Source organism: Massilia sp. CT11-137 (assembly GCF_047302885.1).
GTDB classification, from domain to species: domain Bacteria; phylum Pseudomonadota; class Gammaproteobacteria; order Burkholderiales; family Burkholderiaceae_D; genus Telluria; species Telluria orientalis.
Genome location: NZ_JBKYMP010000001.1, coordinates 1,175,129 through 1,200,092 on the forward strand (window position 1 = coordinate 1,175,129; position 24,964 = coordinate 1,200,092).

General features: G+C 67.8%; 20 protein-coding genes and 1 pseudogene. 15 read left to right on the top strand and 6 right to left on the bottom strand.

Annotated elements, in window-relative coordinates:
- Positions 1 to 19 precede the first annotated feature (19 nt).
- The 8 genes from mpl to corA all read left to right on the top strand — a co-directional run bounded on the left by mpl (position 20) and on the right by corA (position 8,406).
- Positions 20 to 1,354: a UDP-N-acetylmuramate:L-alanyl-gamma-D-glutamyl-meso-diaminopimelate ligase gene (gene mpl / locus ACEN98_RS05350; protein WP_413385951.1), complete on the top strand. Its 1,335-nt coding sequence runs from the start codon at positions 20 to 22 to the stop codon at positions 1,352 to 1,354.
- The gene (locus ACEN98_RS05355; protein ID WP_413382218.1) at positions 1,351 to 2,007 is read left to right on the top strand and encodes a YqiA/YcfP family alpha/beta fold hydrolase; all 657 of its coding nucleotides are present in this window, start codon (positions 1,351 to 1,353) and stop codon (positions 2,005 to 2,007) included. The genes mpl and ACEN98_RS05355 overlap by 4 nt, the downstream gene beginning before the upstream one ends.
- A complete protein-coding gene (locus ACEN98_RS05360) occupies positions 2,004 to 2,597 on the top strand; it encodes a chorismate--pyruvate lyase family protein (protein WP_413382221.1) in 594 nt (197 codons plus the stop codon). The genes ACEN98_RS05355 and ACEN98_RS05360 overlap by 4 nt, the downstream gene beginning before the upstream one ends.
- Positions 2,594 to 4,642, top strand: coding sequence for a ribonuclease catalytic domain-containing protein (locus ACEN98_RS05365; protein WP_413382224.1), 2,049 nt, complete (start codon positions 2,594 to 2,596; stop codon positions 4,640 to 4,642). Before ACEN98_RS05360 ends, ACEN98_RS05365 begins: the two co-directional genes overlap by 4 nt.
- A 184-nt stretch (positions 4,643 to 4,826) precedes the next feature.
- Complete coding sequence (locus tag ACEN98_RS05370; RefSeq protein ID WP_413338113.1) at positions 4,827 to 5,678, top strand: TonB family protein; 852 nt, start codon at positions 4,827 to 4,829, stop codon at positions 5,676 to 5,678.
- A gap of 11 nt (positions 5,679 to 5,689) precedes the next feature.
- Positions 5,690 to 6,511 carry a shikimate dehydrogenase gene (gene aroE / locus ACEN98_RS05375; RefSeq protein ID WP_413382227.1) on the top strand — a complete coding sequence of 274 codons (822 nt, stop codon included), beginning with the start codon at positions 5,690 to 5,692 and terminating at the stop codon, positions 6,509 to 6,511.
- Positions 6,508 to 7,248, top strand: coding sequence for a monofunctional biosynthetic peptidoglycan transglycosylase (mtgA, locus tag ACEN98_RS05380; RefSeq protein ID WP_413382229.1), 741 nt, complete (start codon positions 6,508 to 6,510; stop codon positions 7,246 to 7,248). Before aroE ends, mtgA begins: the two co-directional genes overlap by 4 nt.
- A gap of 192 nt (positions 7,249 to 7,440) precedes the next feature.
- Complete coding sequence (corA, locus tag ACEN98_RS05385) at positions 7,441 to 8,406, top strand: magnesium/cobalt transporter CorA (protein ID WP_413382232.1); 966 nt, start codon at positions 7,441 to 7,443, stop codon at positions 8,404 to 8,406.
- Between the two features lies 1 nt (position 8,407).
- On the opposite strand, the gene ACEN98_RS05390 is transcribed toward corA, so the two are convergent.
- From ACEN98_RS05390 to thiD, 5 genes and pseudogenes are all read right to left on the bottom strand, one after another.
- A complete protein-coding gene (locus tag ACEN98_RS05390; RefSeq protein WP_413338086.1) occupies positions 8,408 to 8,893 on the bottom strand; it encodes a heme-degrading domain-containing protein in 486 nt (161 codons plus the stop codon).
- A gap of 169 nt (positions 8,894 to 9,062) precedes the next feature.
- Entirely contained in the window at positions 9,063 to 9,476 is a 414-nt protein-coding gene (locus ACEN98_RS05395) for a hypothetical protein (RefSeq protein ID WP_413338084.1), read from the bottom strand.
- 92 nt (positions 9,477 to 9,568) lie between these two features.
- Positions 9,569 to 10,846: pseudogene (locus ACEN98_RS05400) on the bottom strand (NRAMP family divalent metal transporter).
- A gap of 16 nt (positions 10,847 to 10,862) precedes the next feature.
- Complete coding sequence (gene hemL, locus ACEN98_RS05405) at positions 10,863 to 12,164, bottom strand: glutamate-1-semialdehyde 2,1-aminomutase (protein WP_413382235.1); 1,302 nt, start codon at positions 12,162 to 12,164, stop codon at positions 10,863 to 10,865.
- A gap of 39 nt (positions 12,165 to 12,203) precedes the next feature.
- On the bottom strand, positions 12,204 to 13,025 hold the full coding sequence (gene thiD / locus ACEN98_RS05410; protein ID WP_413382238.1) for a bifunctional hydroxymethylpyrimidine kinase/phosphomethylpyrimidine kinase: 822 nt from the start codon (positions 13,023 to 13,025) through the stop codon (positions 12,204 to 12,206).
- Positions 13,026 to 13,119: 94 nt separating this feature from the next.
- On the opposite strand from thiD, the gene ACEN98_RS05415 reads away from it, so the two are divergent.
- The 6 genes from ACEN98_RS05415 (at position 13,120) to ACEN98_RS05440 (ending at position 22,579) form a co-directional block, all read left to right on the top strand.
- A complete protein-coding gene (locus ACEN98_RS05415; RefSeq protein ID WP_029755924.1) occupies positions 13,120 to 13,272 on the top strand; it encodes a rubredoxin in 153 nt (50 codons plus the stop codon).
- A 161-nt stretch (positions 13,273 to 13,433) separates the two neighbouring features.
- Positions 13,434 to 13,835, top strand: coding sequence for a response regulator (locus ACEN98_RS05420; RefSeq protein ID WP_413382241.1), 402 nt, complete (start codon positions 13,434 to 13,436; stop codon positions 13,833 to 13,835).
- Positions 13,836 to 13,857: 22 nt separating this feature from the next.
- Positions 13,858 to 14,226, top strand: coding sequence for a response regulator (locus ACEN98_RS05425; protein WP_413382244.1), 369 nt, complete (start codon positions 13,858 to 13,860; stop codon positions 14,224 to 14,226).
- 1 nt (position 14,227) lies between these two features.
- The gene (locus tag ACEN98_RS05430) at positions 14,228 to 14,704 is read left to right on the top strand and encodes a chemotaxis protein CheW (protein WP_413382247.1); all 477 of its coding nucleotides are present in this window, start codon (positions 14,228 to 14,230) and stop codon (positions 14,702 to 14,704) included.
- 107 nt (positions 14,705 to 14,811) lie between these two features.
- Positions 14,812 to 17,154, top strand: a complete 2,343-nt coding sequence (locus ACEN98_RS05435; protein WP_413382250.1) for a methyl-accepting chemotaxis protein — start codon at positions 14,812 to 14,814, stop codon at positions 17,152 to 17,154.
- Between the two features lie 19 nt (positions 17,155 to 17,173).
- Positions 17,174 to 22,579, top strand: coding sequence for an Hpt domain-containing protein (locus tag ACEN98_RS05440; protein ID WP_413382253.1), 5,406 nt, complete (start codon positions 17,174 to 17,176; stop codon positions 22,577 to 22,579).
- A gap of 89 nt (positions 22,580 to 22,668) precedes the next feature.
- Here ACEN98_RS05440 and ACEN98_RS05445 read toward each other — a convergent pair whose 3' ends face one another.
- Positions 22,669 to 24,117 carry a cryptochrome/photolyase family protein gene (locus ACEN98_RS05445; RefSeq protein ID WP_413382255.1) on the bottom strand — a complete coding sequence of 483 codons (1,449 nt, stop codon included), beginning with the start codon at positions 24,115 to 24,117 and terminating at the stop codon, positions 22,669 to 22,671.
- A 220-nt stretch (positions 24,118 to 24,337) separates the two neighbouring features.
- On the opposite strand from ACEN98_RS05445, the gene ACEN98_RS05450 reads away from it, so the two are divergent.
- On the top strand, positions 24,338 to 24,952 hold the full coding sequence (locus ACEN98_RS05450) for a YqgE/AlgH family protein (protein ID WP_229482057.1): 615 nt from the start codon (positions 24,338 to 24,340) through the stop codon (positions 24,950 to 24,952).
- Positions 24,953 to 24,964: the final 12 nt, after the last annotated feature.

A 24,964-nucleotide genomic window follows, 5' to 3' on the forward strand; every position in this document is an offset into this window, starting at 1 on the left:
CGGCATCTGCGGCACCTTCATGGGCGGCCTCGCGGTGCTGGCCAAAGAGGCCGGCCACCGCGTCACCGGGTGCGACGCCAACGTCTACCCTCCGATGAGCACCCAGCTCGAAGCCCAGGGCATCGAGCTGATCCAGGGTTACGGGCCCGAACAGGTGAGCCTGAACCCGGACCTGTACGTCGTTGGCAACGTGATGACGCGCGGTAATCCGCTCGTCGAGGAGATCCTGAACCGCGGCTTGCCGTACGTATCTGGCCCGCAATGGATTGGCGACCACATTCTCCGTAATAAATGGGTGCTCGCCGTCGCGGGCACGCACGGCAAGACGACGACCACGTCGATGCTGGCGTGGATCCTGGAAGACGCCGGTTATTCGCCGGGATTCCTGATCGGCGGCGTGCCGCTGAACTTCGGCGTGTCGGCCCGCCTGTCGGGCGAAACGGATTCGGATTTCTTCGTGATCGAGGCGGACGAGTACGACACGGCCTTCTTCGACAAGCGTTCGAAGTTCGTGCACTACCACGCCAAGACCGCGGTATTGAACAACCTCGAATACGATCACGCCGACATCTTCCCCGATATCGGCGCCATCGAGACCCAGTTCCACCACCTCGTGCGCACCGTGCCCGGTGTCGGGCGCATCGTCGTGAACGGCGACGAAGCGTCGCTGGCGCGCGTGCTGAAGCGCGGCTGCTGGAGCGAAAAGGAAAGTTTCGGCTCGGCCGAAGGCGTGGACTGGAGCCTCGTCGAACATCCGGGCGGTTCCAGCTTCGACGTGTTCTTCAAGGGCGACAAGCAGGGCACCGTCCACTGGGAACTGACCGGCCACCACAACCGCAGCAACGCGATGGCCGCCATCGCGGCCGCGCGCCACGTGGGCGTGCCGCCCGCGCAGGCGATCGAGTCGCTCGCGCGCTTCCAGAACGTCAAGCGGCGCATGGAAGTGCGCGGCGTCGTCAACGGCGTGACGGTGTACGACGACTTCGCGCACCATCCGACGGCGATCGCGACGACCGTCGGCGGCCTGCGCCAGAAGATCGGCACAAGTGGCCGCATCCTGGCCGTGCTGGAACCCCGCTCGAACACGATGAAGCTGGGCGCGATGAAGGATGCGCTGCCGGGCAGCCTGAAGGATGCGGACCTCGTGTTCGGCTTCGGCAGCCAGCAGGCGCTGGGCTGGTCGCTGGCCGACGCCTTGAAACCGCTGGGCGCCAACGCGCACAGCTTCGACCAGCTCGACTACATGGTGCAGGCGATCGTCCAGGCCGCGCAGCCGGGCGACCACATCCTCGTGATGAGCAACGGCGGCTTCGGCGGCGTGCACCAGAAGCTGCTGGAGGCGATGGCGGCATGAGCGGGACAGCAGGCTTTTCCGCAGGCGCCCGCGCGGGCGCGCGCGTCCACCTCCTCTATCTCCACGGCTTCCGCTCTTCCCCTCGCTCGTTCAAGGCGCGCGTGGTACAGCAGCGGATGGAAGCAGCCGGCCGCGCCGGCAACCTGATCTGCCCGCAACTGCCGGCCTCGCCGAAGGCCGCCATGGACCTCGTCCTCACGCTGGTCGAACGCTATTCGGACAATCTCGCGATCATCGGTTCGTCGCTGGGCGGCTTCTACGCCACCTGGCTGGCGGAACGCTTCGGCTGCCGCGCTGCGCTGATCAATCCGGCCGTCGATCCCTTGAAAGACCTCGACAAACACGTCGGCATCACGACCGAATGGCATACGGGCGAGCCGTTCGAATTCAAGCGCGACTACATCGACGAACTGGCCGCATTGAAGGTCGGCGCCATCACCCGGCCGGCGCGCTATTTCCTGCTGGCCGCCACGGGCGACGAGGTGTTGGACTACCGCGACATGGTTGCGCATTACGCGGGCGCGCACCAGCACGTCATCCAGGGCAGCGACCACGCGGTGTCGGAATTCGAGCAGTATGTCGATGAGGTGCTGGCGTTCTGCCTGACGGATAATCCAGACGAAGGCGACGCCGGATCGGACCATCGTCAGTGAGGCCCGCGTCGCTGCGCCGGGCCCGCTGGCTGGCGCATCCGGACGGTACGGGCGCGCCGGCCGTCATGCGCGACTGGCTGACGACGCCGGGTTCGCTGACGGCGCGCCTGATCGCGCACAGCCGGCATTTCCGGGTACAGAAACTGCGCCAGGCGGGCAACGTCTGCCTGGCGGACGAGGCCGACGCGATCGGTCTGGCGCGGCCCCGGCGCGTGTGGGAACGCGAAGTGCTGCTGCGCTGCGACGGGCAACCGGTCGTGTACGGCCACACCGTCGTGCCGATGAGTGCGAGCGCGAGCGACTGGCCCCTGTTTTCGGCGCTGGGCGAACGTTCGCTCGGCACCACGCTGTTTTACGATCCTCGGGTCACGCGCGGGGCGCTCGAATTCGCGCGGCTGCGTCCCGGCCATCCGCTGGTGGCGCGCGTGCATGCCGCGCTCGGCCGGAACGGGCCGGCGCGCGACACTTATTTTGCGCGGCGCTGCGTGTACCGCCGCCGCCAGGGACTGCTGCTGGTCACCGAGGTCTTCCTGCCCGAGGTGCTCGATCTCGAGGCGACCGCATTTAATATGAATACGAATACAAAATGAACTTATTTTTCGAAGAGTCCGGCGATTTCAAGGTCGGCACCGTGCTGTCGCAGGCGGGCGAGGCCTACCAGGTCGAAATGCCGAGCGGGAAGCGTACGAAGGTCAAGGCGCGCGACGTGATGCTGCAGTTCGACAAGCCGGACCCCGCGACCTTGCTGGAACAGGCGAAGGCCGTCGCGGCGGACGTCGATCTGGAATTCCTGTGGGAAGTCGCGGGCCAGGAAGAATTCGGATTCGCGGAACTGGGCGCCGAGTACTTCGGCCACGCGCCGCTGCCGTTCGAAGCGGCCGGCCTCGTGCTGGCGCTGCACGGCGCGCCGATCTATTTCTACAAGAAGGGCCGCGGCCGCTACAAGGCGGCGCCGGAACAATCGCTGCGCGCGGCGCTGGCCGGCATCGAAAAGAAGAAGCAACAGGCCATCGTGCAGGCTGCGTATGTCGAGGAACTGAAGGCCGGCACGCTGCCGCAGGCGATGCAGCCGCTCGTCCAGCAACTGCTGTTCAAGCCGGACAAGAACAGCATCGAATACAAGGCGCTCGAAACGGCCGCCGACGAGCTGCAGACGACGGCCCCGCGCCTGATGCTGTCCACGGGCGGCATCGCGTCGGCGAAAGAGCTGCACATGGGCCGCTTCCTGTTCGAACACTTCCCGCGCGGCGCCGGCTTCCCGCCCGTCGCCGTGCCGACCCCGCCCGCCGACCTGCCGCTGGCGAACGTGGCCGCGTTCTCGATCGACGATGTGACGACCACCGAGATCGACGACGCGTTCTCCGTCGAAAAGCTGGACGACGGCACCGTCCGCGTGGGCATCCACATCGCGGCGCCGGGCCTGGGCATCCGTCCGGACGACGCCATCGACAAGATCGCCCGCGCGCGCATGTCGACCGTGTATATGCCGGGCGACAAGATCACGATGCTGCCGGACGACGTCGTCGACGCCTACACGCTGGCCGAGGGCAACGACTGCCCGGCGCTGTCGCTGTATGCCGTGCTGGATCCGGCCACGTGGACCGTGCTCTCGACGACGACCCGCGCCGAGCGCGTGCCCATCAAGAACAACCTGCGCCACAACGACCTCGACGACGTCGTCAACGAGGAGACGCTGAACAACGGCGAAGGCGACTACCCGCACAAGACGGAACTGGGCCTGCTGTGGCAATGGGCGCTGCAGCTGGAGGCGGGCCGCATGAAGAAGCGCGAGGCGTTTGGCCTGAAGCCGGAGCAGGCGAACCGCGTCGACTTCAATTTCTACGTCGAGGACGACGTCGTCACGATCGTGCGCCGCAAGCGCGGCGCGCCGCTGGACAAGATCGTGGCCGAGCTGATGATCTTCGCGAACAGCACGTGGGGCAAGCTGCTGCACGACTGTGGCGTGCCGGGCATCTACCGCTCGCAGGGCCCGGGCGCCGGCGGCTGGGCCGCCAAGATGCAGGTGCGCATGGTGACGCACGCGGCGCCGCACCAGGGCCTCGGCGTCGATCAATATGCGTGGTCGACGTCGCCGCTGCGCCGCTATACGGACCTCGTGAACCAGTGGCAGATCCTCGCGTGCGCCAGCAATGGCGTGACGGCGCCGCTCGTCGCCCCGTTCAAGCACCGCGATGCCACGCTGTTCTCGATCGTCTCCGCGTTCGACGCCGCGTACTCGGCCTATAACGACTTCCAGCAGAACATGGAGCGTTACTGGTGCCTGCGCTGGCTGGCGCAGGAAAACGCCAGGCAGGTCGAGGCCGTCGTGCTGAAGGACGAGGTGTTGCGCCTCGTCGAGATCCCGCTCGTGATCCGCCTGCCGGGCATGCCGCAGGCGGCGCGCGGCGCGCAGGTCCGCCTGGACATCGTGCGCTGGGACGAGGTCGACCTGGCGCTGGAGGCGCGCCTGCTCGAAGTCGCGGCCGTGGCGCCGGAGGCGGCCGAGGAGCTGGGCCTGGACGAGGAAGAAGACACGGGCGAGGCGGCGGCAGCGGAAGCGGCCGAGGCCGAGGGCGCGGTGGCCGTCACCGATCCGGAAACGCAGACCGACGTCACGGGCGAGCAGGCCGCGTGATGTGTGACTGATACCGATCGTTGACACGTCGACAAGATCCTGTTGCGTTAGTGGTGACTTCAGCGGTCGGGTCTTTCCGCAAGGCTCGCAAATCGGCCGGCCTGCACGGTAGAATGGGGAGTTCCATGACCCCAACCGTCCCACCCCGCAGCGCGTGAACACCCTCCGACACAACCGCCCCCTGATGATCGCCATCACCTGCTCGGTGCTGGCGCACGCCTCCCTGCTGGCGGTCCGTTTCGCCGCGCCGGACGCGTTCCGGCTGCAGCCGGCCGATCCGGGCCTGGAGGTCATCCTGGTCAACGCGAAGCATGCGCGTGCCCCCGTCAAGGCGGACGCGCTGGCCCAGGCCAACCTGGACGGCGGCGGCAATGCCGATGCCGGCCGCGCCCAGTCGCCCCTGCCGGACCTGCGCAAGGTCGAGAATGGCGACAGTATCAAGGCCCTGCAACGCCGCATCGCGGAACTGGAACAGCAGCAGAAAAGCGTGCTGACGAAGATGCGCCAGTCGCAGTTCAACAGCGCCCCCGTGGCCGAACAGACGAAGCCCGACCCCAGCCGCACGGGCGAGGACAACCTCGACTCCACCAAGGCGATCGCGCGCATGACGGCCGAGATCACCCAGCGCATCGCCGACGAGAACAAGCGCCCGAAAAAGACGTTCATCAGCCCCAGCACGCGCGAGGTCGGCTACGCCATGTACTACAAGGCGATGCAGAAGCGCGTGGAGGAGGTCGGCACCTTGAACTTCCCGCAGCAGAACGGCAAGAAGCTGTACGGCGAGCTGGTCGTCTACATCCCGATCTTCCAGGACGGCACGCTGTACGAAAAAGAAGGCGGGCCGCGCATCGAACGCAGTTCCGGCAATCCGGCGCTGGACAAGGCCGCGCTGGCGATCGTCCGCCGCGCCGCGCCGTTCGGCAAGTTCCCGGCCAATATGCGTTCGACCGACAAGGACGACCTCTGGATCGTCGTCACCCGCTTCAAATTCACCCGCGAAGAAAAACTGCAGGCCGAACTGCGCGGCGAAGGATAACAGGAGACTTCATGACGGATAAATATTGCGTGATCGGCAACCCGATCGCCCACAGCAAATCGCCGGACATCCACGCCGCCTTCGCGGCCGCGACCGGCCAGGACATCTCGTACGTGCGCTGCCTGGCGCCGCTCGACGGTTTTGCGGACACGGTCCGCGACCTCGTCGCGCAAGGCTACCGCGGCGCCAACGTGACGCTCCCGTTCAAGCTGGAAGCGGCCGCGCTGGCCACCCGGCTGGAAGCGCGGGCGCGCCTGGCCGGTGCCGTCAACACGCTGCGCTTCGAAAATGGCGAGATCGTCGGCGACAACACGGACGGTCCGGGCCTCGTCGCGGACATCGTCAGGAACGCCGGCGTGCCGCTCACCGGCAAGCGCGTCCTGCTGCTGGGCGCGGGCGGCGCGGCGCGCGGCGTCATCCTGCCGTTTTTGAACGAGAAGCCGGAAGCGATCGTGATCGCCAACCGCACGCGCGCGACGGCCGATGCGCTCGTGTCCCACTTTGCCGATCACGTGGCTTGCCCGGGGCAGATCAGCGCCTGCGGGTTTGCCGACATCGAGGGTGCGTTCGACGTCGTCGTCAACGCGACGTCGGCCAGCCTGTCGGCCGACCTGCCGCCCGTGCCCGCGTCGGCCTTCCGCGCGGGGACGCTGGCGCTGGACATGATGTACGGGAAGGAGCCGACGCCGTTCATGGCGTTCGCGGCCTCTCACGGCGCGACCGTGCGCGATGGCCTCGGCATGCTGGTCGAGCAGGCGGCGGAAGCATTCTTCACGTGGCGCGGCGTGCGGCCGGAGACGTCGGCCCTGCTGGCCCGCATGCGCGCATCATGAGCGGCATCGGCACGCTCAAGGCGGGCGCGCCCGCGCGCGCAAAAACCGGCGGGCGGCGCTGGCTGAAATGGATCGTCCTCGGGCCGCTGCTGCTCGTCGTCCTGCTGCAGCTGTATTTCTTTGCGATGGTGTGCTGGTGGACGCAGTTCAACCCGTCGTCCACAAGCATGATGCGCCAGCAGTTGTCGGCGCTGCGCGAGCAGAATCCGAACGCGAAGCTGGAGCAGGTGTGGGTGCCGTACGCGCGCATCTCGAACAACCTCAAGCGCGCCGTGATCGCGTCCGAGGATTCCAATTTCGTCGACCACGACGGCGTCGACTGGGACGCGCTGGAAAAGGCGTACGAGCGCAACAACAAGAAGCACCGGGTCGTGGGCGGCGGCTCGACGATCACCCAGCAGCTGGCCAAGAATTTGTTCCTGTCCGGCTCGCGCAACTACCTGCGCAAGGGCCAGGAACTGGTCATCGCCTACATGCTGGAAGCGGTGATGGACAAGGAACGCATCCTCGAGATCTACCTGAACGTCGTCGAATTCGGCCGCGGCGTGTTCGGCGCCGAAGCCGCGGCGCGCCACTATTTCCGCATCCCGGCCGCGAACCTGAACGCCGCCCAGGCCGCCCGCCTCGCGGTGATGCTGCCGAACCCGCGCTATTACGACCGCCACCGCGACACCAACTACCTGGCGCGCCGCACGGCCATCATCCAGCGCCGCATGAACGCAGCGGAATTGCCCTGAACCGGGGTCAGAGCCCGGATTTTGGCAATAACTCAAGAGCATGCTGAATCGGACAACGCATTGCCGACAAGTTTGCTCAGGATATTTCCAAAAATCGGGCTCTGACCCCGGTTTCATCTGCTTTAGGCTGGCCGCCCTCAGGGCTTACAGGTACACTTGCGCTGTTTCCGAATCCGGCCGAGAAAGCAGCGCATGATCAATGTATTTGTCCTACAAAATGGCCGACTGAACCAGATACCCATCGCGTCGCGCGCCGATCTGGAGAACGCGCCTGCCGTCTGGGTCGACCTGCTCGACCCGACCGACGAGGAGCGCGCCTGGGTCAAGACGACCTATGACGTGATCCTGCCCGGCGAGGACGAAGTCCAGGACATCGAGGCGTCCGCGCGCTACTACGAAGCGGAAAACGGCGACCTGCACCTGCGCACCGACTTCCTGCGCGAGGAAGAGGACGGCCCGTCGCGCATCGTGACGGTCGCGTTCATCCTGGCCAAGAAGATCCTGTTCTCGGTCCACACGGACGACCTGCCCGTGTTCCGCCTCGTGCGCCTGCGCGCGCGCTCGCGGCCCGGGTCGATCGAGGACTACATGGACGTGCTGCTGGACCTGTACGCGACCGACGCCGAGTACTCGGCCGATGCGCTGGAAGGCATCTACGAGAGCCTGGAAGACGTCAGCCAGCGCGTGCTGCAGAAGGAATTCACCGACCAGGACGCGGCCTCCGCGCTGAATGCGATCGCCCACGAGGAAGACTTGAACGGCCGCATCCGCCGCAACATGATGGACACGCGCCGCGCCGTCAGCTTCCTGATGCGTGGCCGATTGCTGAACGCGGAACAGTTCGAGGAGGCGCGCCAGATCCTGCGCGACATCGAATCGCTCGATGGCCACACGTCGTTCCTGTTCGACAAGATCAACTTCCTGATGGACGCCACCGTCGGCTTCATCAACATCAACCAGAACAAGATCATCAAGATCTTCTCGGTGGCCTCGGTCGCGTTCCTGCCGCCGACCCTGATCGCCAGCATCTACGGCATGAACTTCGAATTCCTGCCGGAACTGCACTGGAAGTTCGGCTACGGCTGGTCGCTGGGCCTGATGGTCGTCAGCGCGATCGCCCCGTTCCTCTACTTCCGGCACCGGGGCTGGCTGAAATAAGTTACAGCGCGACGTCGTCCGCCTTCAAATACCACTTCAGCGCGCGCACGACCATCGCATGGTCGTCCACGCCCGCGAGGCCGGACACGGTGATCGTGCCGACCTGGCCCGTCCCCTTGATGACGATCGGGAACGAGCCGCCGTGCGCGGCATAGTCCTTCGAGTCGAACGTGGGCAGGTTGTCGAAGTCGCGGCCCGCGTTGACGGCTTCCGTGTGCACGAAGAACGACGCGTGACCCGTGCGGTTCACGAGGTTGCTCTTGCGGCGGATCCAGTCGACGTTGTTCGGGCTCGTGCCCGCCATCGCATAAAAGAACAGCGGATTGCGGTTGATCGTGATGTCGATCGTGACGGCGACCTTGTCCGCCTTCGCCTGCTCGACGATCCTGTTGCCGATCGCGAGCGCCGCGTCGTTGTCGAAGGACGTGAACTGCAGCGCCTGCTCCTGGCGGCGGATGGTGTCGAGCGATACGGTTTTCTTGTCCATGCTGGTTCCTGGGTTGGTCGTTGCGGCGCCGGCGGTGCCGGCGAACAAAGCGCTTGCCGCGATCAGTACGGCGCAGGAACAGGGAATAATGCGGCGGATGATACGCACAGCCATGTCGTTGCCTCTCTCCGGTTTTATTATCCGGAAAGTATAACCGGAGAGCGGCTCGTTATTGCTTCAGATTCACGAACAGATTCGCGGCGAACGCGAGGATGGCCAGCGCGGCGATGATTTCCGCGATCACCAACGCCGGCGCGAAGGCCATGTGACCCAGCAGCAGCATGGAGAGCGCGACCATCATCACGGGCAATGCGAGGTTCAGCAGCCAGAAGTGCAGGCGCGCGAGGCGGCTCTCGCCCGCCTTCGGGAACACGCTGTAGATCAGGCCGGCGAGCGCCAGTGTCGTCCAGCCCAGCAGGTTGACGTGGGCGTGCACGGGGCGCAAGGTGAAATTCTGGCTGGCGCCCATGGCGATGCCCAGCGAGATCCCGAAGATGAGGTAGAGGACGGCCAGCTTGATCCAGATGATGCCTGCGCGCGAGAACTGCGGTTGCGGCAGGGGAGTAACGGTCGTGGTTTGCATGGTGGGGCTCCTGATGGATGGTCGATGTGGACCGCATCGTACATACGGTCGCCGCGCCCGTGCAGCCCCACGCGTGGGGGACGATCGACCGGTCACATCGTTGCAAACATGGCCACGACGGCCACCAGCATCACCGCCACGCCGATCCAGCCGATCACGGTATGGCGTGTGGATAACGTGTAGCCGCCCATGATCTTGCGGTTATGCGCGAGCAGCATCATGACGGCCATGATCGGCACGGCGATGACGCCGTTGATCTGCGCGGACAGCACCAGCGCGGCGATCGGGTCGACCGGGGCGAAGTCGAGCGCGACGCCGCCCAGCGTGGCCAGCGCGATGATGCCGTAGAACTCGCGCGCCTCGACGACCTTCAGGTCCATGCCGTTGCGCCAGCGGAAGCTCTCGGTGACGGCATATGCAGCCGATCCCGCCAGCACGGGCACGGCGAGCATGCCCGTGCCGACGATGCCCAGCGCGAACGCGAGGAACGCGAACTCGCCCGCCACCGGCCGCAGCGCCTCGGCCGCCTGCGCGGACGACTGGATGTCCGTGATGCCGTGCGCGCCCAAGGTGACGGCCGTCGTCAGCATGATGAAGAAGGCGACGAGGTTGGAAAAGCCCATGCCGATCAAGGTGTCGGCCTTGATGCGCCTGAGTTGCGCGGCGGCGTCGCGCGGGCGCGTGCGCAGGGCGCGCGCGTGGTGGTCGTTGCGGATCTCCTCGACTTCCTGCGACGCCTACCAGAAGAAGAGGTAGGGGCTGATCGTCGTGCCGAACACGGCGACGATGAGGGCGACGGCATCCTTCGTGAAGGCGAAATGGGGCCACACGGTGCGCGCAAGGACTTCCGTCCACGGCATGTGCACGGCGAACGCCGTCGCGACGTAGGCCAGCAGGCCCAGGGTCAGCCATTTCAGGTAGCGCACGTAGGTGGCATACGGCAAAAAGACCTGCAGCGCGAGGCACAGCAGGCCGAAGCCGAGCGCATACAGGTGGCTGGAGCCGGTGCCCGTCACGAGGCGCAGCGCCTCGCCCATCGCGGCGATGTCGGCCGCGATGTTGATGACGTTGGCAACGAGCAGCAGCGCGACGATGGCGTACAGGAGCCAGGGCGAATACGCGCGGCGGATGTTGGCCGCGAGCCCGCGCCCCGTCACGCGCCCGATGCGTGCCGACACGAGCTGGATGCCGACCATGAACGGGTAGGTCAGCACCAGCGTCCACAGCGTGTTGAAGCCGAATTGCGCGCCGGCCTGCGAATACGTCGCGATGCCGGACGGGTCGTCGTCGGCCGCGCCCGTGATCAGGCCGGGGCCGAGCGATTTCAGCGTGGCGTTGTCGGTGAGGCGGCGGAACAGCTTGAACGGCATGTCGGGCCGGGCGCGGTCACGCCAGGCGGGCAAACACGCGGCGGGCCGCTTCGACCGTCTCGGCGATCACGGCATCGTCGTGCGTGGCCGAGACAAAACCTGCTTCGAACATCGCGGGCGCGAAGTACACGCCTTCGTCCAGCATGCCGTGGAAGAAGCGGTTGAAGCGCTCCTTGTCGCCGGCCATCATCTGGCCGTAGCTGGACGGGATCGTGTCGGCGAAATACAGGCCGAACATGCCGCCGACGCTGTCCGCGCAGAACGCGATACCGGCTTCCTTCGCGGCCGCCGTCAGGCCGTCGACCAGTTTCTTCGTCTGCGCCGTCAGGTGCTCGTAGAAGCCCGGCTGCTGGATCAGCTTCAGCGTGGTCATGCCGGCGGCGACGGCGACCGGGTTGCCGGACAGCGTGCCCGCCTGGTAGACGGGGCCGATCGGCGCCATCTTCTGCATCAGGTCCGCGCGGCCGCCGAACGCGGCGACCGGCATGCCGCCGCCGATCACTTTGCCGAGCGCGGTCAGGTCCGGCACGATGCCGTACAGCGCCTGCGCGCCACCGATGCCGACGCGGAAGCCCGACATCACTTCGTCGAAGATCAGCACGGCGCCATATTCCGTGCACAGTTCGCGCATGCGCTGCAGGAATTCCGGCGTCGCGCGGATCAGGTTCATGTTGCCGGCGACGGCTTCCACGATCACGCAGGCGATGGTGTCGCCCATCGACTGGAACGCATCTTCCAACTGCGGGATGTTGTTGTAGTCGAGGACGATGGTGTGCTTGACGAAGTCTTCCGGCACGCCGGCCGACGTCGGGTTGCCGAACGTGAGCAGGCCCGAACCGGCTTTGACCAGCAGGGAATCGGCGTGGCCGTGGTAGCAGCCTTCGAACTTGACGATCTTGTCGCGGCCGGTGGCGCCGCGTGCGAGGCGCAGCGCGCTCATCGTCGCTTCCGTGCCGGACGAGACGAGGCGCACCTGCTCGATCGACGGCACGAGGCGGCAGATTTCCTCGGCGATCTCGATCTCGCCCTCGGTCGGCGCGCCGAACGACAGGCCGCGCGCGGCCGCGTCCTGCACGGCTTTCACCACGTCCGGATGGGTGTGGCCGACGATGGCCGGGCCCCAGGAGCCGATGTAGTCGATGTAGCGCTTGCCGTCCGCGTCCCAGAAATACGGCCCCTCGGCCCGCGTGATGAAGCGTGGCGTGCCGCCGACGGAGCGGAAGGCGCGCACGGGCGAGTTCACGCCGCCCGGCGTGGTCTGCTGGGCGCGGGCGAACAGGATGTCGTTTTTCGAAGTGGTGTCGGACGTGGCGGTCATGGTTGTCTGGATGAATCCCGGGCGCAGGCGCCGGCGGGGTTAGCAGGCCGCGCCGGGAGCGCGGAAGATCTTGTTCGGGATGAGCCGGCCCATGCCGAAGCGGCAGGCATGGACGAGGGCGCCGGTGAGGTAGTCCTGGGCCCCGGGCAGGGCGTCCGCCGCGCCATCGCCGCGCGCCATCCGCGCCACCAAAGCGGCCGACAACGTGTTGCCGGCGCCGACGAACGGGCCGGGCAGGAGCTGCGCCCAGGGCAGGGCGGTGGCCAGGCCGTCCGGCTCGTACAACTCGTTGCAGCGGCTGCCGTCGCCGCCGCCGACGCCCGTCACGAGCACGTGGCCGCAGCCGAGGCCCGTCAGCTCGGCCGCGTCCTCGGCGACGGTGGCGATGCTGCCCGGGTCGCGCCAGCAGTCGGCCAGGCGCGCCAGTTCCGGCTGCGACAGCATGAAGACGCTGGCCTGCGGGACGAGCAGTTGATGAATGAGGGTCAGCATGTCGTCGTCGCGCGGGCCGCAATCGGGCAGCGACGACGTGAACGGGTCGAGCACGAGCGGCACGTCGGCATAGTCGGACACGATCTCCGCCACCGCCGCGATCTGCTCCAGGCTGGCCAGGGTGCCGACCTTGATGGCGGCCACGGGCATGTCCTCGAGCAGCATGCGCGCCTGTTCCACGACGAGCGAGTGGTCGGTCGGCTGGATGTCGTCCACGCGCGCGGAATCCGCCACGAGCAAACCCGTCACGACCGAGAGGGCGTGGCAGCCATGCATGGCGAAGACGGTCACGTCGGACTGGATGCCCAGCGCCCCGACCGGGTCGGCGGGCCCGAACGTGAGGATGAGTGGAGACGTTTGGTTTTGCACAGCGGGTAGAATACTATACCTTTCCCTGTCATTTTATCTGAACCGAAAAGAGGAAATCGAAGTGAGTACTGAAACACAGGTGTACCAGACGTGGATGTGCCTGATCTGCGGCTGGGTCTACGACGAGGCCGCCGGCGCACCGGACGACGGCATTGCGCCGGGCACCCGCTGGGCCGACGTGCCTATGAACTGGACGTGCCCGGAATGCGGCGCGCGCAAGGACGACTTCGAAATGACCGCGATCTGAGCGGTTCATTGTCGATTCATCAACGTGAAATAACGTCCCGCCAATGTTTCGTGTCATCCCGTCAATGAGTCGTCATACGGCAAGTTGACGTAACGCAACACTTCATGCACAAGCCGCAGCCCCTATGCTATCTTGCGGGTTCATGCTGAAGTGAAACGAATATGACGACGCAACCGACAGGCCTGACGATCATGGTGATCGACGACAGCAGCACGATCCGTCGGTCCGCCGAAATCTTCCTGACGCAGGCCGGCTACCGCGTGGTACTGGCCGAAGACGGCTTCGACGCGCTGGCCAAGATCAACGACCATCAGCCGTCCCTGGTGTTCTGCGACATCCTGATGCCGCGCCTGGACGGCTACCAGACCTGCGCGCTGATCAAGAAGAGCGCGAAATTCCATGCCACGCCGGTCATCATGCTGTCCTCCAAGGACGGCCTGTTCGACCGTGCGCGCGGCGCGATGGTCGGATCGAGCGCCTACCTGACCAAACCTTTTTCCAAGGACAGCCTGCTGGCGGCCGTGCGCGACCATGCGCAGGGCCGGACCGACGCGGCTGCCTGATTCCAACGTTGCGGAGCCCACCGTGGCCATACAAAAAATCCTGATCGTCGACGATTCCCCGACCGAACGTTACTACCTGACCGACATCCTCGTGCGCAACGGCTTCACCGTCACCACCGCCGACAACGGCGAGGAGGCGCTGGCCAAGATCCGCGCCGAGCGTCCGGAACTGATCCTGATGGACGTGGTGATGCCAGGCGCGAACGGCTTCCAGGTGACGCGCTCGATCGCGCGCGATCCGGAGCTGGCGTCCGTCCCCGTCATCATCTGCAGCAGCAAGAACCAGGAAACCGACCGCATCTGGGGCATGCGCCAGGGCGCGAAGGATTATTTCGTCAAGCCCGTCGATCCGGCCAGGCTGCTGGCCACGATCGCCACGCTCGGCGCCTGAGATGGACGTCAGCGACGCCGCCGGACAGAAGGGCGCGGCCCGGCGCGCGCGCCTGCGCCAGTACCAGGAACAGCTGCTCGAGCGCATGCAGGCCGCGCGCACGAGCAGCGGCGCGCGCGCGCACCAGCTGGGCGTGGAGATCGGCGGCGTGCGCTACCTGCTCGACCTCGTCGAAGCGGGCGAGATCGTGCCGCTGCCGCCGCTGGCCGCCGTGCCGCTCACGCAGCCCTGGTATCTCGGCCTCGCGAACGTGCGCGGCAACCTGCTGGGCGTCGTCGACCTGGCGCGCTATCTCGATCCGGAGGCGGCGCCAACGCCCGGCACGCGGCTCGTGACGTTCGGACCCGCCCTCGGCTTTCCGTGCGCGCTGCTCGTGGCGAAGGTCGTCGGCCTGCGCGAGGCGGGCGGCCAGGATTGGACCCCGCTGTCGCTGGCCGCCCTCGCCCGCGAGGAACGCTTCCTGCAGGTCGCACGGTAGGGTGGGCGGCGCTCCGCCCACGCGTGACGTTCGCGGTTTGTTGGCGTTGCGCGCGGGCACGGTGCGCCCACCGAACAGGTTGTAAGAATTTTTGTACTGGAGCTCGCATGGGATTCGTATCCAAACTGTCGATGAATTTCTTCCCCAAGGACGGGGGCGGCGACGCGCAGGCGTCCGGCACGGTGCTGGCGTCGCCCGACACGCAGTTCGGCCCCGGCACGGTACCCGCCGGCCCGGTCAGCGGCACGCCATCGACGGGTTCCGCCGATGACGCCGCGCGGCGCCTCGGCCAGCTCGCCCGGCGCAAGCGCCGCCATGCGGAGGAAGCTGCCAGCGGAACGGCCGGTGGCGACGACGACCTGCGCCTGCCGCTCATCGGCCATCTGTCCCTGCCGCGCCAGCTGCGCATCCTGCTCGTCGCCTTCGGCATCGGCATCCTGCTCACGCTGCTGTCGCTGTGGCGCAATGCCGGCAGTGGCGCGATCGCCAGCGGCCAGACCCAGATCGCCAGCGAAGCGCTGATGCACTCGCAGCGCGTGGGCAAGGCCGCGCCGAACGCGATGCAGGGCGTGCCGGACGCGTTCACGCAGCTGCAGGACAGCCGCATCGCCCTGTCGCACGACCTCGACCTGCTGGCCCGCGGCGGCGACTTCAACGGCAACGCGATTCCCGCATCGTCGGGCGACCTGGCCGCGCAGCTGGCCGCCGTGCGCAAGAAGTGGAACGTGTCCGACGCGGCCGCCGCCAGCATCCTCAAGATGAAGCCGGAGCTGGTCGCCTTCGACAAGAACCTGAAGCAGCTCGACGTGCTGGCGCCGGACATGCTGGCGCTGACGGAAGATATCCTCACCGAACGCACGGCGCGCGGCGGCAGCGCACGCGAACTGGCGGCGCTGGGCCGCATGATGATGCTGACGCAGCGCCTGTCGCGCAGCGCCAGCGAATTCCTCACGTCGGGCGGCATCCGTCCCGAGACCGCGTTCCAGATGGGCCGCGACACGACCACGTTCCGCGCCACCGTCGACGGCCTGCTGAACGGCAGCGCCGCGCTGGGCCTGGCCCCGCTGCGCGACCCGGAGCTGCGCGCCAAGCTGGAAGAAGTGCGGTCGAAATTCGACATCTGCCAGAAGCTGATCTCCACCTTCCTGGATAAACTGTCCGACATGACGGCCGCCAAGGCCGCCGAGCAGACGATCTTCCGCGACAACGAGACGCTGCGCCGCCAGCTGACCGGCCTGCAGGCATCGTACCGCGCCGGCGCGGGCAGCACGGACATGTGGCTGTGGGTGCTCGTGGCGGCATCGATCTTCACCCTCGTCACGGCGGGCAGCATCTCGCGCGTGATGCTGCAGGATTCGCGCAACCGCACCCGCGGCGCCGACGCGCGCCGCCAGGAAGCGGAGGCGATGCGCCTGCTGGCCCAGGCCAAGGAAGAGGAAGCGAAGGCCACCAACGACCAGAACCAGGCCGCGATCCTGCGCCTGATGAACGAATTGCAGGAAGTGGCGGACGGCGACCTGACGGTCTATGCCACCGTCTCGGAAGACATCACGGGCGCCATCGCCGACTCCGTCAACTACACGGTGGAAGAGCTGCGCGGCCTCGTCGTGCGCGTGATCGATACGGCGGAACAGGTGACGCAGGCGTCGAACGACGCGCAGCAGGTGTCGAGCCGGCTGCTCGTCGCGGCGGGCCAGCAGGCGCGCGAGATCCAGGACACGTCGGCCACGATGCTGCGCATGGCCGGCGAGATCACGGACGTGTCCAGCTCCGCGAAGGAGTCGGCCGAGGTGGCGCGCCAGTCGGTGGCGGCGGCGGAGCAGGGCGCGACGGCGGTGCAGAACGCCATCCGCGGCATGGGCGAGATCCGCGAGCAGATCCAGGAAACCTCCAAGCGCATCAAGCGCCTGGGCGAATCGTCGCAGGAGATCGGCGAGATCACCGAACTCATTTCCGACATCACGGAGCAGACCAACGTGCTGGCGCTGAACGCCGCGATCCAGGCCGCGTCGGCCGGCGAGGCGGGACGCGGCTTCTCGGTCGTGGCGGAAGAAGTGCAGCGGCTGGCGGAACGGTCGGCCGAAGCGGCCAAGCAGATCGGCGCGCTGGTGCGCACCATCCAGACCGACACGCACGACGCCGTGGCGGCAATGGAAAAGTCGACGCAGGGCGTCGTCGAGGGCGCGCGCACGACCGACGCGGCCGGCGCCGCGCTGGCCGACATCTCGCGCGTGTCGAACCGCCTGGCGGAGCTGATCCAGGGGATGGCGGTCGCCGCGGGCTTGCAGGCGACGTCCGCGAACGGCGTGGCGCATAATATGCAGCACATCCTCGCGATCACCGAACAGGCACAGGGCGGCACGCAGCAGACCGCGCAGTCGATCCGGCAGCTGGCGGCGCTCGCGCAGGAACTGAAGAATTCGGTGTCGCGCTTCCGCGTCGCCGCCTGAGCATCTCACTTTTGCCCACATGACCCAGTTTTCGCACGCATCCGCCGCACCGCCTTTCGACACCGGCCCCCTGTCCTGGGTCATCGGTGAAATCCGCGATGCCCTCGGGCGTTCCGCCAAGGCGTTGCAGGATGCGGCTGGCCGCACGCCGGAAGCGCAGCCCACGCTGCTGCTGCATGCCAAGTCGCACCTGCACCAGGCCCACGGGGCACTGCAGATGGTCGACGTGGCCGGCGTCGAACGCCTGAGCGAGGCGGCCGAACAGGTCATCGACCGCTTCAAGGATGGCACGCTGGCGCTCGAGCTTGAGCGTGCCGGCGCCGTGGGCGAGGCGTATCGGGCGCTGGTCGAATACCTGGAAGAGTTGCTGGACGGCGCGGCGCCGCAGCCCGTGCGCCTGTTCCCGTACTACCGCGCGCTGCAGGAGTTATCGGGCGTAGAAAGGGTGCACCCGGGCCAGATGCTCGTGCTGGATCTCGCCCCGGCGCTGTTGCCGGCTGGCGGCGCCGGCCCGATGCCGGACTACGCCGCGACCCGCGCCGCATTCGAAAAGGTGCTGCTGCCGTTCCTGCGCAGCCAGGACGTCGACGCCCAGCGCGCCCAGGCGGCCGCGATGCGCGATGCGCTGGCGGGCGTCGTCGACGGCCAGCCGCAGGCGGAAAATCATGCGTTCTGGCTGGCGCTGCAGGCCGTCGCCGACCTCGTCGCGACCGGCCAGGTGGCGCCCGACCTGTATGTAAAGCAGCTGTTCGGCCAGATCAACCTGCAGCTGCGCCGCCAGGCGCAGGGCCATACGGAGCTGCCGGAAGCGCTGCTGCGCGACGCGCTGTTCTTCATCTCGGCCGCGCCCGAGCCGACGCCCGAGGCGCGCCAGCTGCGCGACGCTTACCACGTCGGCGGCCAGGTGCCGGCCGATTACCTGGAACGCCGCTACGGCAAGGTCGATCCGGAGGTGCTGAAGGATGCCAAGGAAGCGCTGATCGAGACCAAGCAGGGCTGGGACCGCGTCGCCACGGAAGGCGGCGACGCGCCGGGCGGCGGGGTCAACGAGGCGCTGGCGAAGCTGGCCGGCGCCAGCGAGAAGCTGGGCGCGCCGCAGCTCGCGCACCTGCTGCGCGAACTGGGGCAGGCCGCCAGCGAATCGATGGCGGGCGGCCGCAGCGACCAGTTCAGCCTCGAGATGGCCGAGGCCATGCTGTTCGTCGAGCACGGCCTGGACCAGGTGCGCCAGCTGCCCGAGGACTTCGGCCAGCACGCGGAAGCGGTCGGCCAGCGCCTGCTCGCGCTCGCGCACGGCGAGACCCCGCCGGACGCGCCGGTGTGGCACGGCGAGATGGCGCGCGAGCTGCAGCAGGGCCAGACCGTCGCGGTGCTGGCGGGCGAGATCCGCACGGGCCTGCGCCAGGTCGAGAAACTCATCGACGACTACTACGAAGACCCGGCACGCATTGCGTCCCTGGAACAGGTCGACCCGCTGCTGCACCAGCTGCAGGGCGCGCTGGCCATCCTCGACCAGGAGCAGGCCACGCAAGCCGTCGGCCACGTGCGCGCCCAGGTACGCGCGCTGATCGAAACGCCGCCGGATGCCGCGGCGCGCGGCGCCGTGCTGGACAACCTGGCGCGCAACATCGGCGCGCTCGGCTTCTTCACGGACGCGCTGGCGCAGAACGTCGACGGCGCGCGCCGGCGCTACCGCTTCGACGCGGCCGCGGGCCTGTTCCACGAGCTGCCGCTCGAAGCACAGGCCGAAGCACAGGCGCCTTCGGAGCCGCAGGCTGCGCCGGAGACGGCACCGGATGCCGTCGACGCCGAACTGCTGGAGATCTTCATCGGCGAGGCGCGCGAAGTGCTGGACGTCGTCGGCACCGCATTGCCGGCCGCCGAAGCGAATCCGGCCGACCAGGACACGCTGACCCGCCTGCGCCGCGGCTTCCACACGCTCAAGGGCAGCAGCCGCATGGTGAACCTCGAGCAGTTCGCCGCGGCGGCAGCGGCCATCGAAAAGGTCATGAACCTGTGGCTGGCCGAGGCGCGCGCCGCCATGCCGGACCTGCTGGCACTGCTCGCGCAGGCGCATGCGGAGCTGGGCGCGTGGGTCGACGAACTCGCGGCCGGCGGATCGCGGCGCGATGGCGCGGCGCTCGTGCAGGCAGCCCAGCGCGTGCAGGAGGGTGGGCCGTTCGCGCTGGCGGACGCGCCGGCGCCGCTCGTGTCGACGCCGGAGGTGCCTGCGGTCGATGCGCCGGCCGAGCTGGCACCGGAAACGGTCGGCGCGCTCGATGCCGTGCCCGCCGCATCCGAGCCGCCGCCGGAACCGGTCGAACCGGCCGCCGGCTTCGACGTCGCACCGGACGAGGCGCCCGCGCCGCTGCCGGCCCTGTCCACGGACGAGCTGCCGGACAACGTGCTCGCGTTCCCCGTGTCGGAAGCGAACGTGCGGCACGTGGGCGACCTCGAGATCCCGCTCCCGCTGTACAACATCTACCTCGGCGAGACCGAGGAACTGGTGCGCACGCTGGCCGAGGACTTCGCCGGCTGGCGCGCGGAACCGCTGCGCGCCGTGTCGGCGCAGGCCATGAAGGCGGCGCACACACTGGGCGGCACGTCGGCCACCGTCGGCTTCAACGCGCTGCGCGAACTGGCCGCGGCGCTGGAAGAAGCGCTGCAGGTGGCCGTCCCGCCGCTGGACGGCGCCCAGTTCGACCTGCTGGACGAAACGGTCGAGCGCGTGCGCATCATGCTGCAGGTGTTCGCGCTGGGCGAGCTGGCGCCCGCGCAGCCGGAACTGCTGGCGCGCCTGGAAGCGCTGCGCGATGAGCTGGGCCGCCAGCGCGCCGACGCCGTCATCGCCGACGCCGAGCCGGAACTGGCGCAGCGCCTGGACGCGCTGTTCGCCGCCACGTATGCCAGCATCCTGGCGGATCCGCCGCTCGTCACCGGTACGCCGGCGCTGCCCGCCAGCACGGAACTGGCGCCGCGCACGCCGGCACCCCACCAGGAAGATCCGGCCGTGAGCGCCGTCGACGATCTGTTCGATGCCTATTTCGACGATCCGTTCGCCGCGCCCACGCTGGAGCAGGCCGAACCCGCGCCCGCACCGGTCGAAGCGGACGAGGTCATCGACGTCGATGCGCTGTTCGACATCCCGGTGCCCGAACCCGTCGCGGAACCGGAAGCGGACGCGGTGCTGGCCGCGGAGCCGGTATTCGTCGACGACCTCGACCCGGACCTGCTGCCCGTCTTCATGGAAGAAGCGGCGGACCTGCTGCCGCAGATCGGCAACGGCCTGCGCCAGTGGCAGCAGAACCCGGCCGACGTGGCCGTCGCGCAAGGCCTGCTGCGCGCCCTGCACACGGTGAAGGGCAGCGCGCGCATGGCCGGCGCGATGCGCCTCGGCCAGCACACGCATGCGCTGGAAACGCAGATCGAGAACATGCTGCACGCCGGGACGACGAATCCGGCCGCCTTTGACGAACTGCTGGCCAACTACGACCAGGCGCAGCTGCTGTTCGAGCAGCTGCAGCAACCGGGCGCGCCGGTGCTCCAACCTGCTCCGGCACCGGAACCCGCGCAGCCGGCGCCGCCCGCCGACGAGCAGGCCGCCCGTGCGCCGCTCGTGCGCGTGCGCGCCGATATCCTCGACCGCCTCGTCAACCAGGCCGGCGAGGTGTCGATCACGCGCTCGAAGCTGGAGACGCAGGTCGGCACGCTGAAGGGCATGCTGGCCGAGTTTTCCGACAACCTCGCCAACCTGCGGCGCCAGCTGCGCGAGGTGGAGATGCAGGCGGAATCGCAGATCGCGTCGCGCCTGTCGATCGCGGGCGAGCGCGAATTCGACCCGCTCGAATTCGACCGCTTCACGCGCCTGCAGGAGCTGACGCGCATGATGGCGGAGAGCGTGAACGACGTCGGTTCGTTCCACGACGGCCTGGCGCGCACGGTGGAGGCGGCGGCCGACGACCTGGCCGCGCAGTCGCGCCTGACGCGCGAGCTGCAGCGCGACCTGATGCGGGTGCGGATGGTGCCGTTCGCGAGCCTCTCGGAGCGCCTGTTCCGCGTCGCCCGCCAGACCGCCAAGGAAATGGACAAGCGCGTCAACCTGGACATCCGCGGCGGCGGCGTCGAGATCGACCGCAGCGTGCTGGAACGCATGGCCGCGCCGTTCGAACACCTGCTGCGCAACGCCATCGTGCACGGCATCGAGCCGCGCGGCCAGCGCCTGGCGGCCGGCAAGCCGGAGACGGGCGAACTGCTCGTGCAGGTGAGCCAGCAGGGCAACGAAGTCGAGATCCGTTTCGCCGACGATGGCGCAGGCCTCGACCTGGGCCGCATCCGCGCCAAGGCGGCGTCCATCGGGCTGCTGGCCGACGGCGAGGACGTGTCCGACCAGGACGCGGCCGAGCTGGTGTTCGAGCCGGGCTTCTCGACGGCGGACACGCTGACCGAACTGGCCGGCCGCGGCGTCGGCATGGACGTCGTGCGCTCGGAAGCGCGCGCGCTGGGCGGCCGCGTCGACGTCGAGACGACGCCGGGCCGCGGCGCCGCCTTCGCCATCCACCTGCCGCTCACGCTGGCCGTCACGCAGGTCGTGCTCGTCGCCAGCGGCCCGCGCACGCATGCGCTGCCGGCCGTGCTGGTCGAGCAGGTGCTGCAGGTGCGCGAGGCCGACCTCGATGCGGCCTTCGCCGCCGGGGCGATCAACGTCCACGGCGAGAGCGTCCCGCTGCACTACCTGCCTACGCTGCTGCACGAACCGGGCGGCGCATGGCAAAAAAGCGGCGGCCAGCGCTCGTCGCCGGTGCTGGTCCTCAGGAGCGGCAACACGCGCGTCGCCGTGCGGGTGGACGAGGTGCTGGGCAACCGCGAGGTCGTCATCAAGAACATCGGGCCGCAGCTGGCGCGCATGCCGGGCATCGCCGGCGCCACCGTGCTCGGGTCGGGCGAGATCGTGCTGATCCTCGATCCGGTGCAGCTCGCCGGCTCGGGCGCGCGTCCCGGCCATGTCGCGAATACATCGGCAACCGCGCCGGCACCGGCGCCGGCCGCGCGCATCGCGACCATCATGGTCGTCGACGATTCGCTCACCGTGCGCAAGGTCACCCAGCGCCTGCTGGAGCGCGAGGGCTATCGCGTGCTGCTGGCCAAGGACGGCGTCGACGCGCTCGAGCAGATGCGGGAGACGCGTCCGGACCTGATGCTGGTCGATATCGAGATGCCGCGCATGGACGGCTTCGACCTCACGCGCCACGTGCGCGGGGATGCCGCCACTTCGGCGCTGCCGATCATCATGATCACGTCGCGCACGGCGGACAAGCACCGCAACGTGGCGCTGGGGCTTGGTGTCGATGCCTATTTCGGCAAGCCGTATCAGGAGGATGCGTTGCTGGCGGCGATTACGGGGTTGCTCGAAACTCGTAACACATGAACGTCGCCCCCGCGGAGGCGGGGGCCCAATTTGCACGCGTTTCGGCCGCGCATGCAGAACTTGGATCCCCGCCTCCGCGGGGATGACGTTTACAGGTCACGGATCGCCTTGAAGCGCGCGAGTGTTTTCTCTCTCGCTGCTTCGTGGTCCACCACCGGCACCGGATAATCCTTCCCGAGCACGACGCCGGCCTTCTGTAAAACCTCCGGCTGCGCCAGCCACGGCGCATGAATGGCCGCCCCGCTCAAGCCGGCCAGCTGCGGCAGGTACTGCCGGATGAACTCTCCATCCGGATCGAACCGTTTCGACTGCGTGACGGGATTGAAGATGCGGAACCACGGCTGCGCATCGCATCCCGTCGACGCCGCCCACTGCCAGCCGCCGTTGTTCGACGCCAGTTCGTAATCGTTCAGCTTCAGCGCGAACCAGCGCTCGCCGCGGCGCCAATCGATGCCGAGGTCCTTGGTCAAAAAGCTGGCCGTCACCATGCGCAGGCGGTTGTGCATGAACCCCGTGCGTTCCAGCTGCAGCATTGCGGCGTCGACGAGCGGATAGCCCGTGCGGCCCGCGCACCACGCGTCGAACAGCGCATCCGCTTCCGCACCGTCGTCCCACGCGACGGCGCCGAAGGCCGCCTTGAACGACTGCGTGACGACGCGCGGATGGCGTGCCAGGATCATCATGTAGAACTCGCGCCAGATCAGTTCCGCCAGCCACACGGGCGCCCCTGGACCGCCCGTGCCGTCCACGATCCGTGCCTGCAGCATCGCGACGAGGCGGCGCACCGACAGCGTGCCGAAACGCAGGTGGATCGACAGGTGCGACGTGGCGTCCAGCGCCGGGTAGTCCCGGTCGTGGTCGTAGCGCGCGAGGCGCTGCCCGAATTGCGCCAGCAGCGCCCCCGCGCCCGTCATGCCCGGATGCGCGATGGGTGCCGCGTTCGGGACGAAACCGAGATCCGCGAGCGCGGGCAGGGCGTGGTCCGCGGGCGGGGGCGCGAGCGCGCCCGCGTGCGGTGCCGTCTCGTACGGCCGCAGCGCCTCCGGCTCGCGCGCGAGGCGTTTCAGCCACGCGTTCTTGTACGGCGTAAAAACCGAATAGGGGCCGCCGGCCAGCGTCAATACTTCATCCTGTTCGAAGATGACTTGATCCTTGAACGTCTGCAGGCTGCGGCCGGCCGCGCGCAGGGCATCCTGCACGGCGCGGTCGCGGGCGATGGCCTGCGGTTCGACATCGCGGTTGGTAAATACGGATTCCGCGTCGAGCGCGTCGGCCAATTCCGGAATCACCTGCGTGGCGCGCCCGTGCCGCACGATGAGATAACCTCCCATTGCATGCAGGCGCGCATCCAGCTCGCGCACGCTGTCGAGCAGAAATTGAACGCGCCGGTCGTCGGACGGCAGGCCGGCCAGGATGTCCGTATCGAACACGAACACGCCAACCACCCGGCGTGAGGAGAGCAGGGCGTGATGCAGCGCGGCATGGTCGTCCACGCGCAAATCGCGCCGGAACCAGACGAGCGAGTTTCTCAGAGTCATCTTCTGTGTGTTGAGTCAATGCAGTCCAGAATTTTACTGTCTACCATCTCTCAGGTTTGCCCCGCCGAGCGGCTTCCGTGGCCGGTCGGGCAATTCGGTGTAAACTAGCGAAAAGTCCAGCTTTTCAGCTTCAGGTACCGCGGTAAACCCGGAGAGTGAGCCAACAGAGAGTATGAGCATGAAAAAAAGTAAGGTCGGCAAGCCTCTAACCATGCCCGGGATGCCCCAGGAAGATACGCCTCTCCTCGGCACGTTGAGCGCATCCACGTCCCAGCTGAACCTGGCTAATCATTTCCTGATTGCCATGCCGTCCATGAATGACCCGATCTTCGGCGGCACTGTCGTGTATATCTGCGAGCACAACGAGAAGGGCGTACTCGGCGTCGTCATCAACAAGCCCACCGACATGACCATGGACGTGCTGTTCGACCGCATCGACCTGAAAGTGGCGGAAGGGCTGCGCGCCAGCGTCGAGGACGAGCCTATCATGTTCGGCGGCCCGGTCCAGGACGACCGCGGCTTCGTGCTGCATTCGCCCGGCGGCCGCTATTCCTCGTCGCTGAGCGTCACCGACGACGTCGCGTTCACGACGTCGATCGACGTACTGGAAGCCGTCGCCAACGGCACCGGCCCGCGCCGCATGCTCGTCTCGATCGGCTATGCGGGGTGGAGTCCGGGCCAGCTGGAAGAAGAGATTGCCCGCAACGGCTGGCTCACGGTGAGCGCCGACGCGCGCGTGCTGTTCGACCTGCCGATCGAGGAGCGCTACAACGCGGCCATCAAGCTGCTGGGGATCGATCCCCTCATGCTCGCATCGGAGGCAGGTCATGCCTGATGCGGTGGTAGG

Coding starts and splice junctions, on each gene's coding strand:
- ACEN98_RS05415 (WP_029755924.1), top strand. CDS start 13,120: ATGTGCCTGATCTGCGGCTGGGTCTACGACGAGGCCGCCGGCGCACCG.
- ACEN98_RS05370 (WP_413338113.1), top strand. CDS start 4,827: ATGATCGCCATCACCTGCTCGGTGCTGGCGCACGCCTCCCTGCTGGCG.
- ACEN98_RS05365 (WP_413382224.1), top strand. CDS start 2,594: ATGAACTTATTTTTCGAAGAGTCCGGCGATTTCAAGGTCGGCACCGTG.
- ACEN98_RS05440 (WP_413382253.1), top strand. CDS start 17,174: ATGACCCAGTTTTCGCACGCATCCGCCGCACCGCCTTTCGACACCGGC.
- ACEN98_RS05355 (WP_413382218.1), top strand. CDS start 1,351: ATGAGCGGGACAGCAGGCTTTTCCGCAGGCGCCCGCGCGGGCGCGCGC.
- ACEN98_RS05395 (WP_413338084.1), bottom strand. CDS start 9,476: ATGCAAACCACGACCGTTACTCCCCTGCCGCAACCGCAGTTCTCGCGC.
- ACEN98_RS05390 (WP_413338086.1), bottom strand. CDS start 8,893: ATGGACAAGAAAACCGTATCGCTCGACACCATCCGCCGCCAGGAGCAG.
- ACEN98_RS05430 (WP_413382247.1), top strand. CDS start 14,228: ATGGACGTCAGCGACGCCGCCGGACAGAAGGGCGCGGCCCGGCGCGCG.
- corA (WP_413382232.1), top strand. CDS start 7,441: ATGATCAATGTATTTGTCCTACAAAATGGCCGACTGAACCAGATACCC.
- hemL (WP_413382235.1), bottom strand. CDS start 12,164: ATGACCGCCACGTCCGACACCACTTCGAAAAACGACATCCTGTTCGCC.
- ACEN98_RS05450 (WP_229482057.1), top strand. CDS start 24,338: ATGCCCCAGGAAGATACGCCTCTCCTCGGCACGTTGAGCGCATCCACG.
- ACEN98_RS05420 (WP_413382241.1), top strand. CDS start 13,434: ATGACGACGCAACCGACAGGCCTGACGATCATGGTGATCGACGACAGC.
- mpl (WP_413385951.1), top strand. CDS start 20: ATGGGCGGCCTCGCGGTGCTGGCCAAAGAGGCCGGCCACCGCGTCACC.
- ACEN98_RS05445 (WP_413382255.1), bottom strand. CDS start 24,117: ATGACTCTGAGAAACTCGCTCGTCTGGTTCCGGCGCGATTTGCGCGTG.
- ACEN98_RS05435 (WP_413382250.1), top strand. CDS start 14,812: ATGGGATTCGTATCCAAACTGTCGATGAATTTCTTCCCCAAGGACGGG.
- aroE (WP_413382227.1), top strand. CDS start 5,690: ATGACGGATAAATATTGCGTGATCGGCAACCCGATCGCCCACAGCAAA.
- mtgA (WP_413382229.1), top strand. CDS start 6,508: ATGAGCGGCATCGGCACGCTCAAGGCGGGCGCGCCCGCGCGCGCAAAA.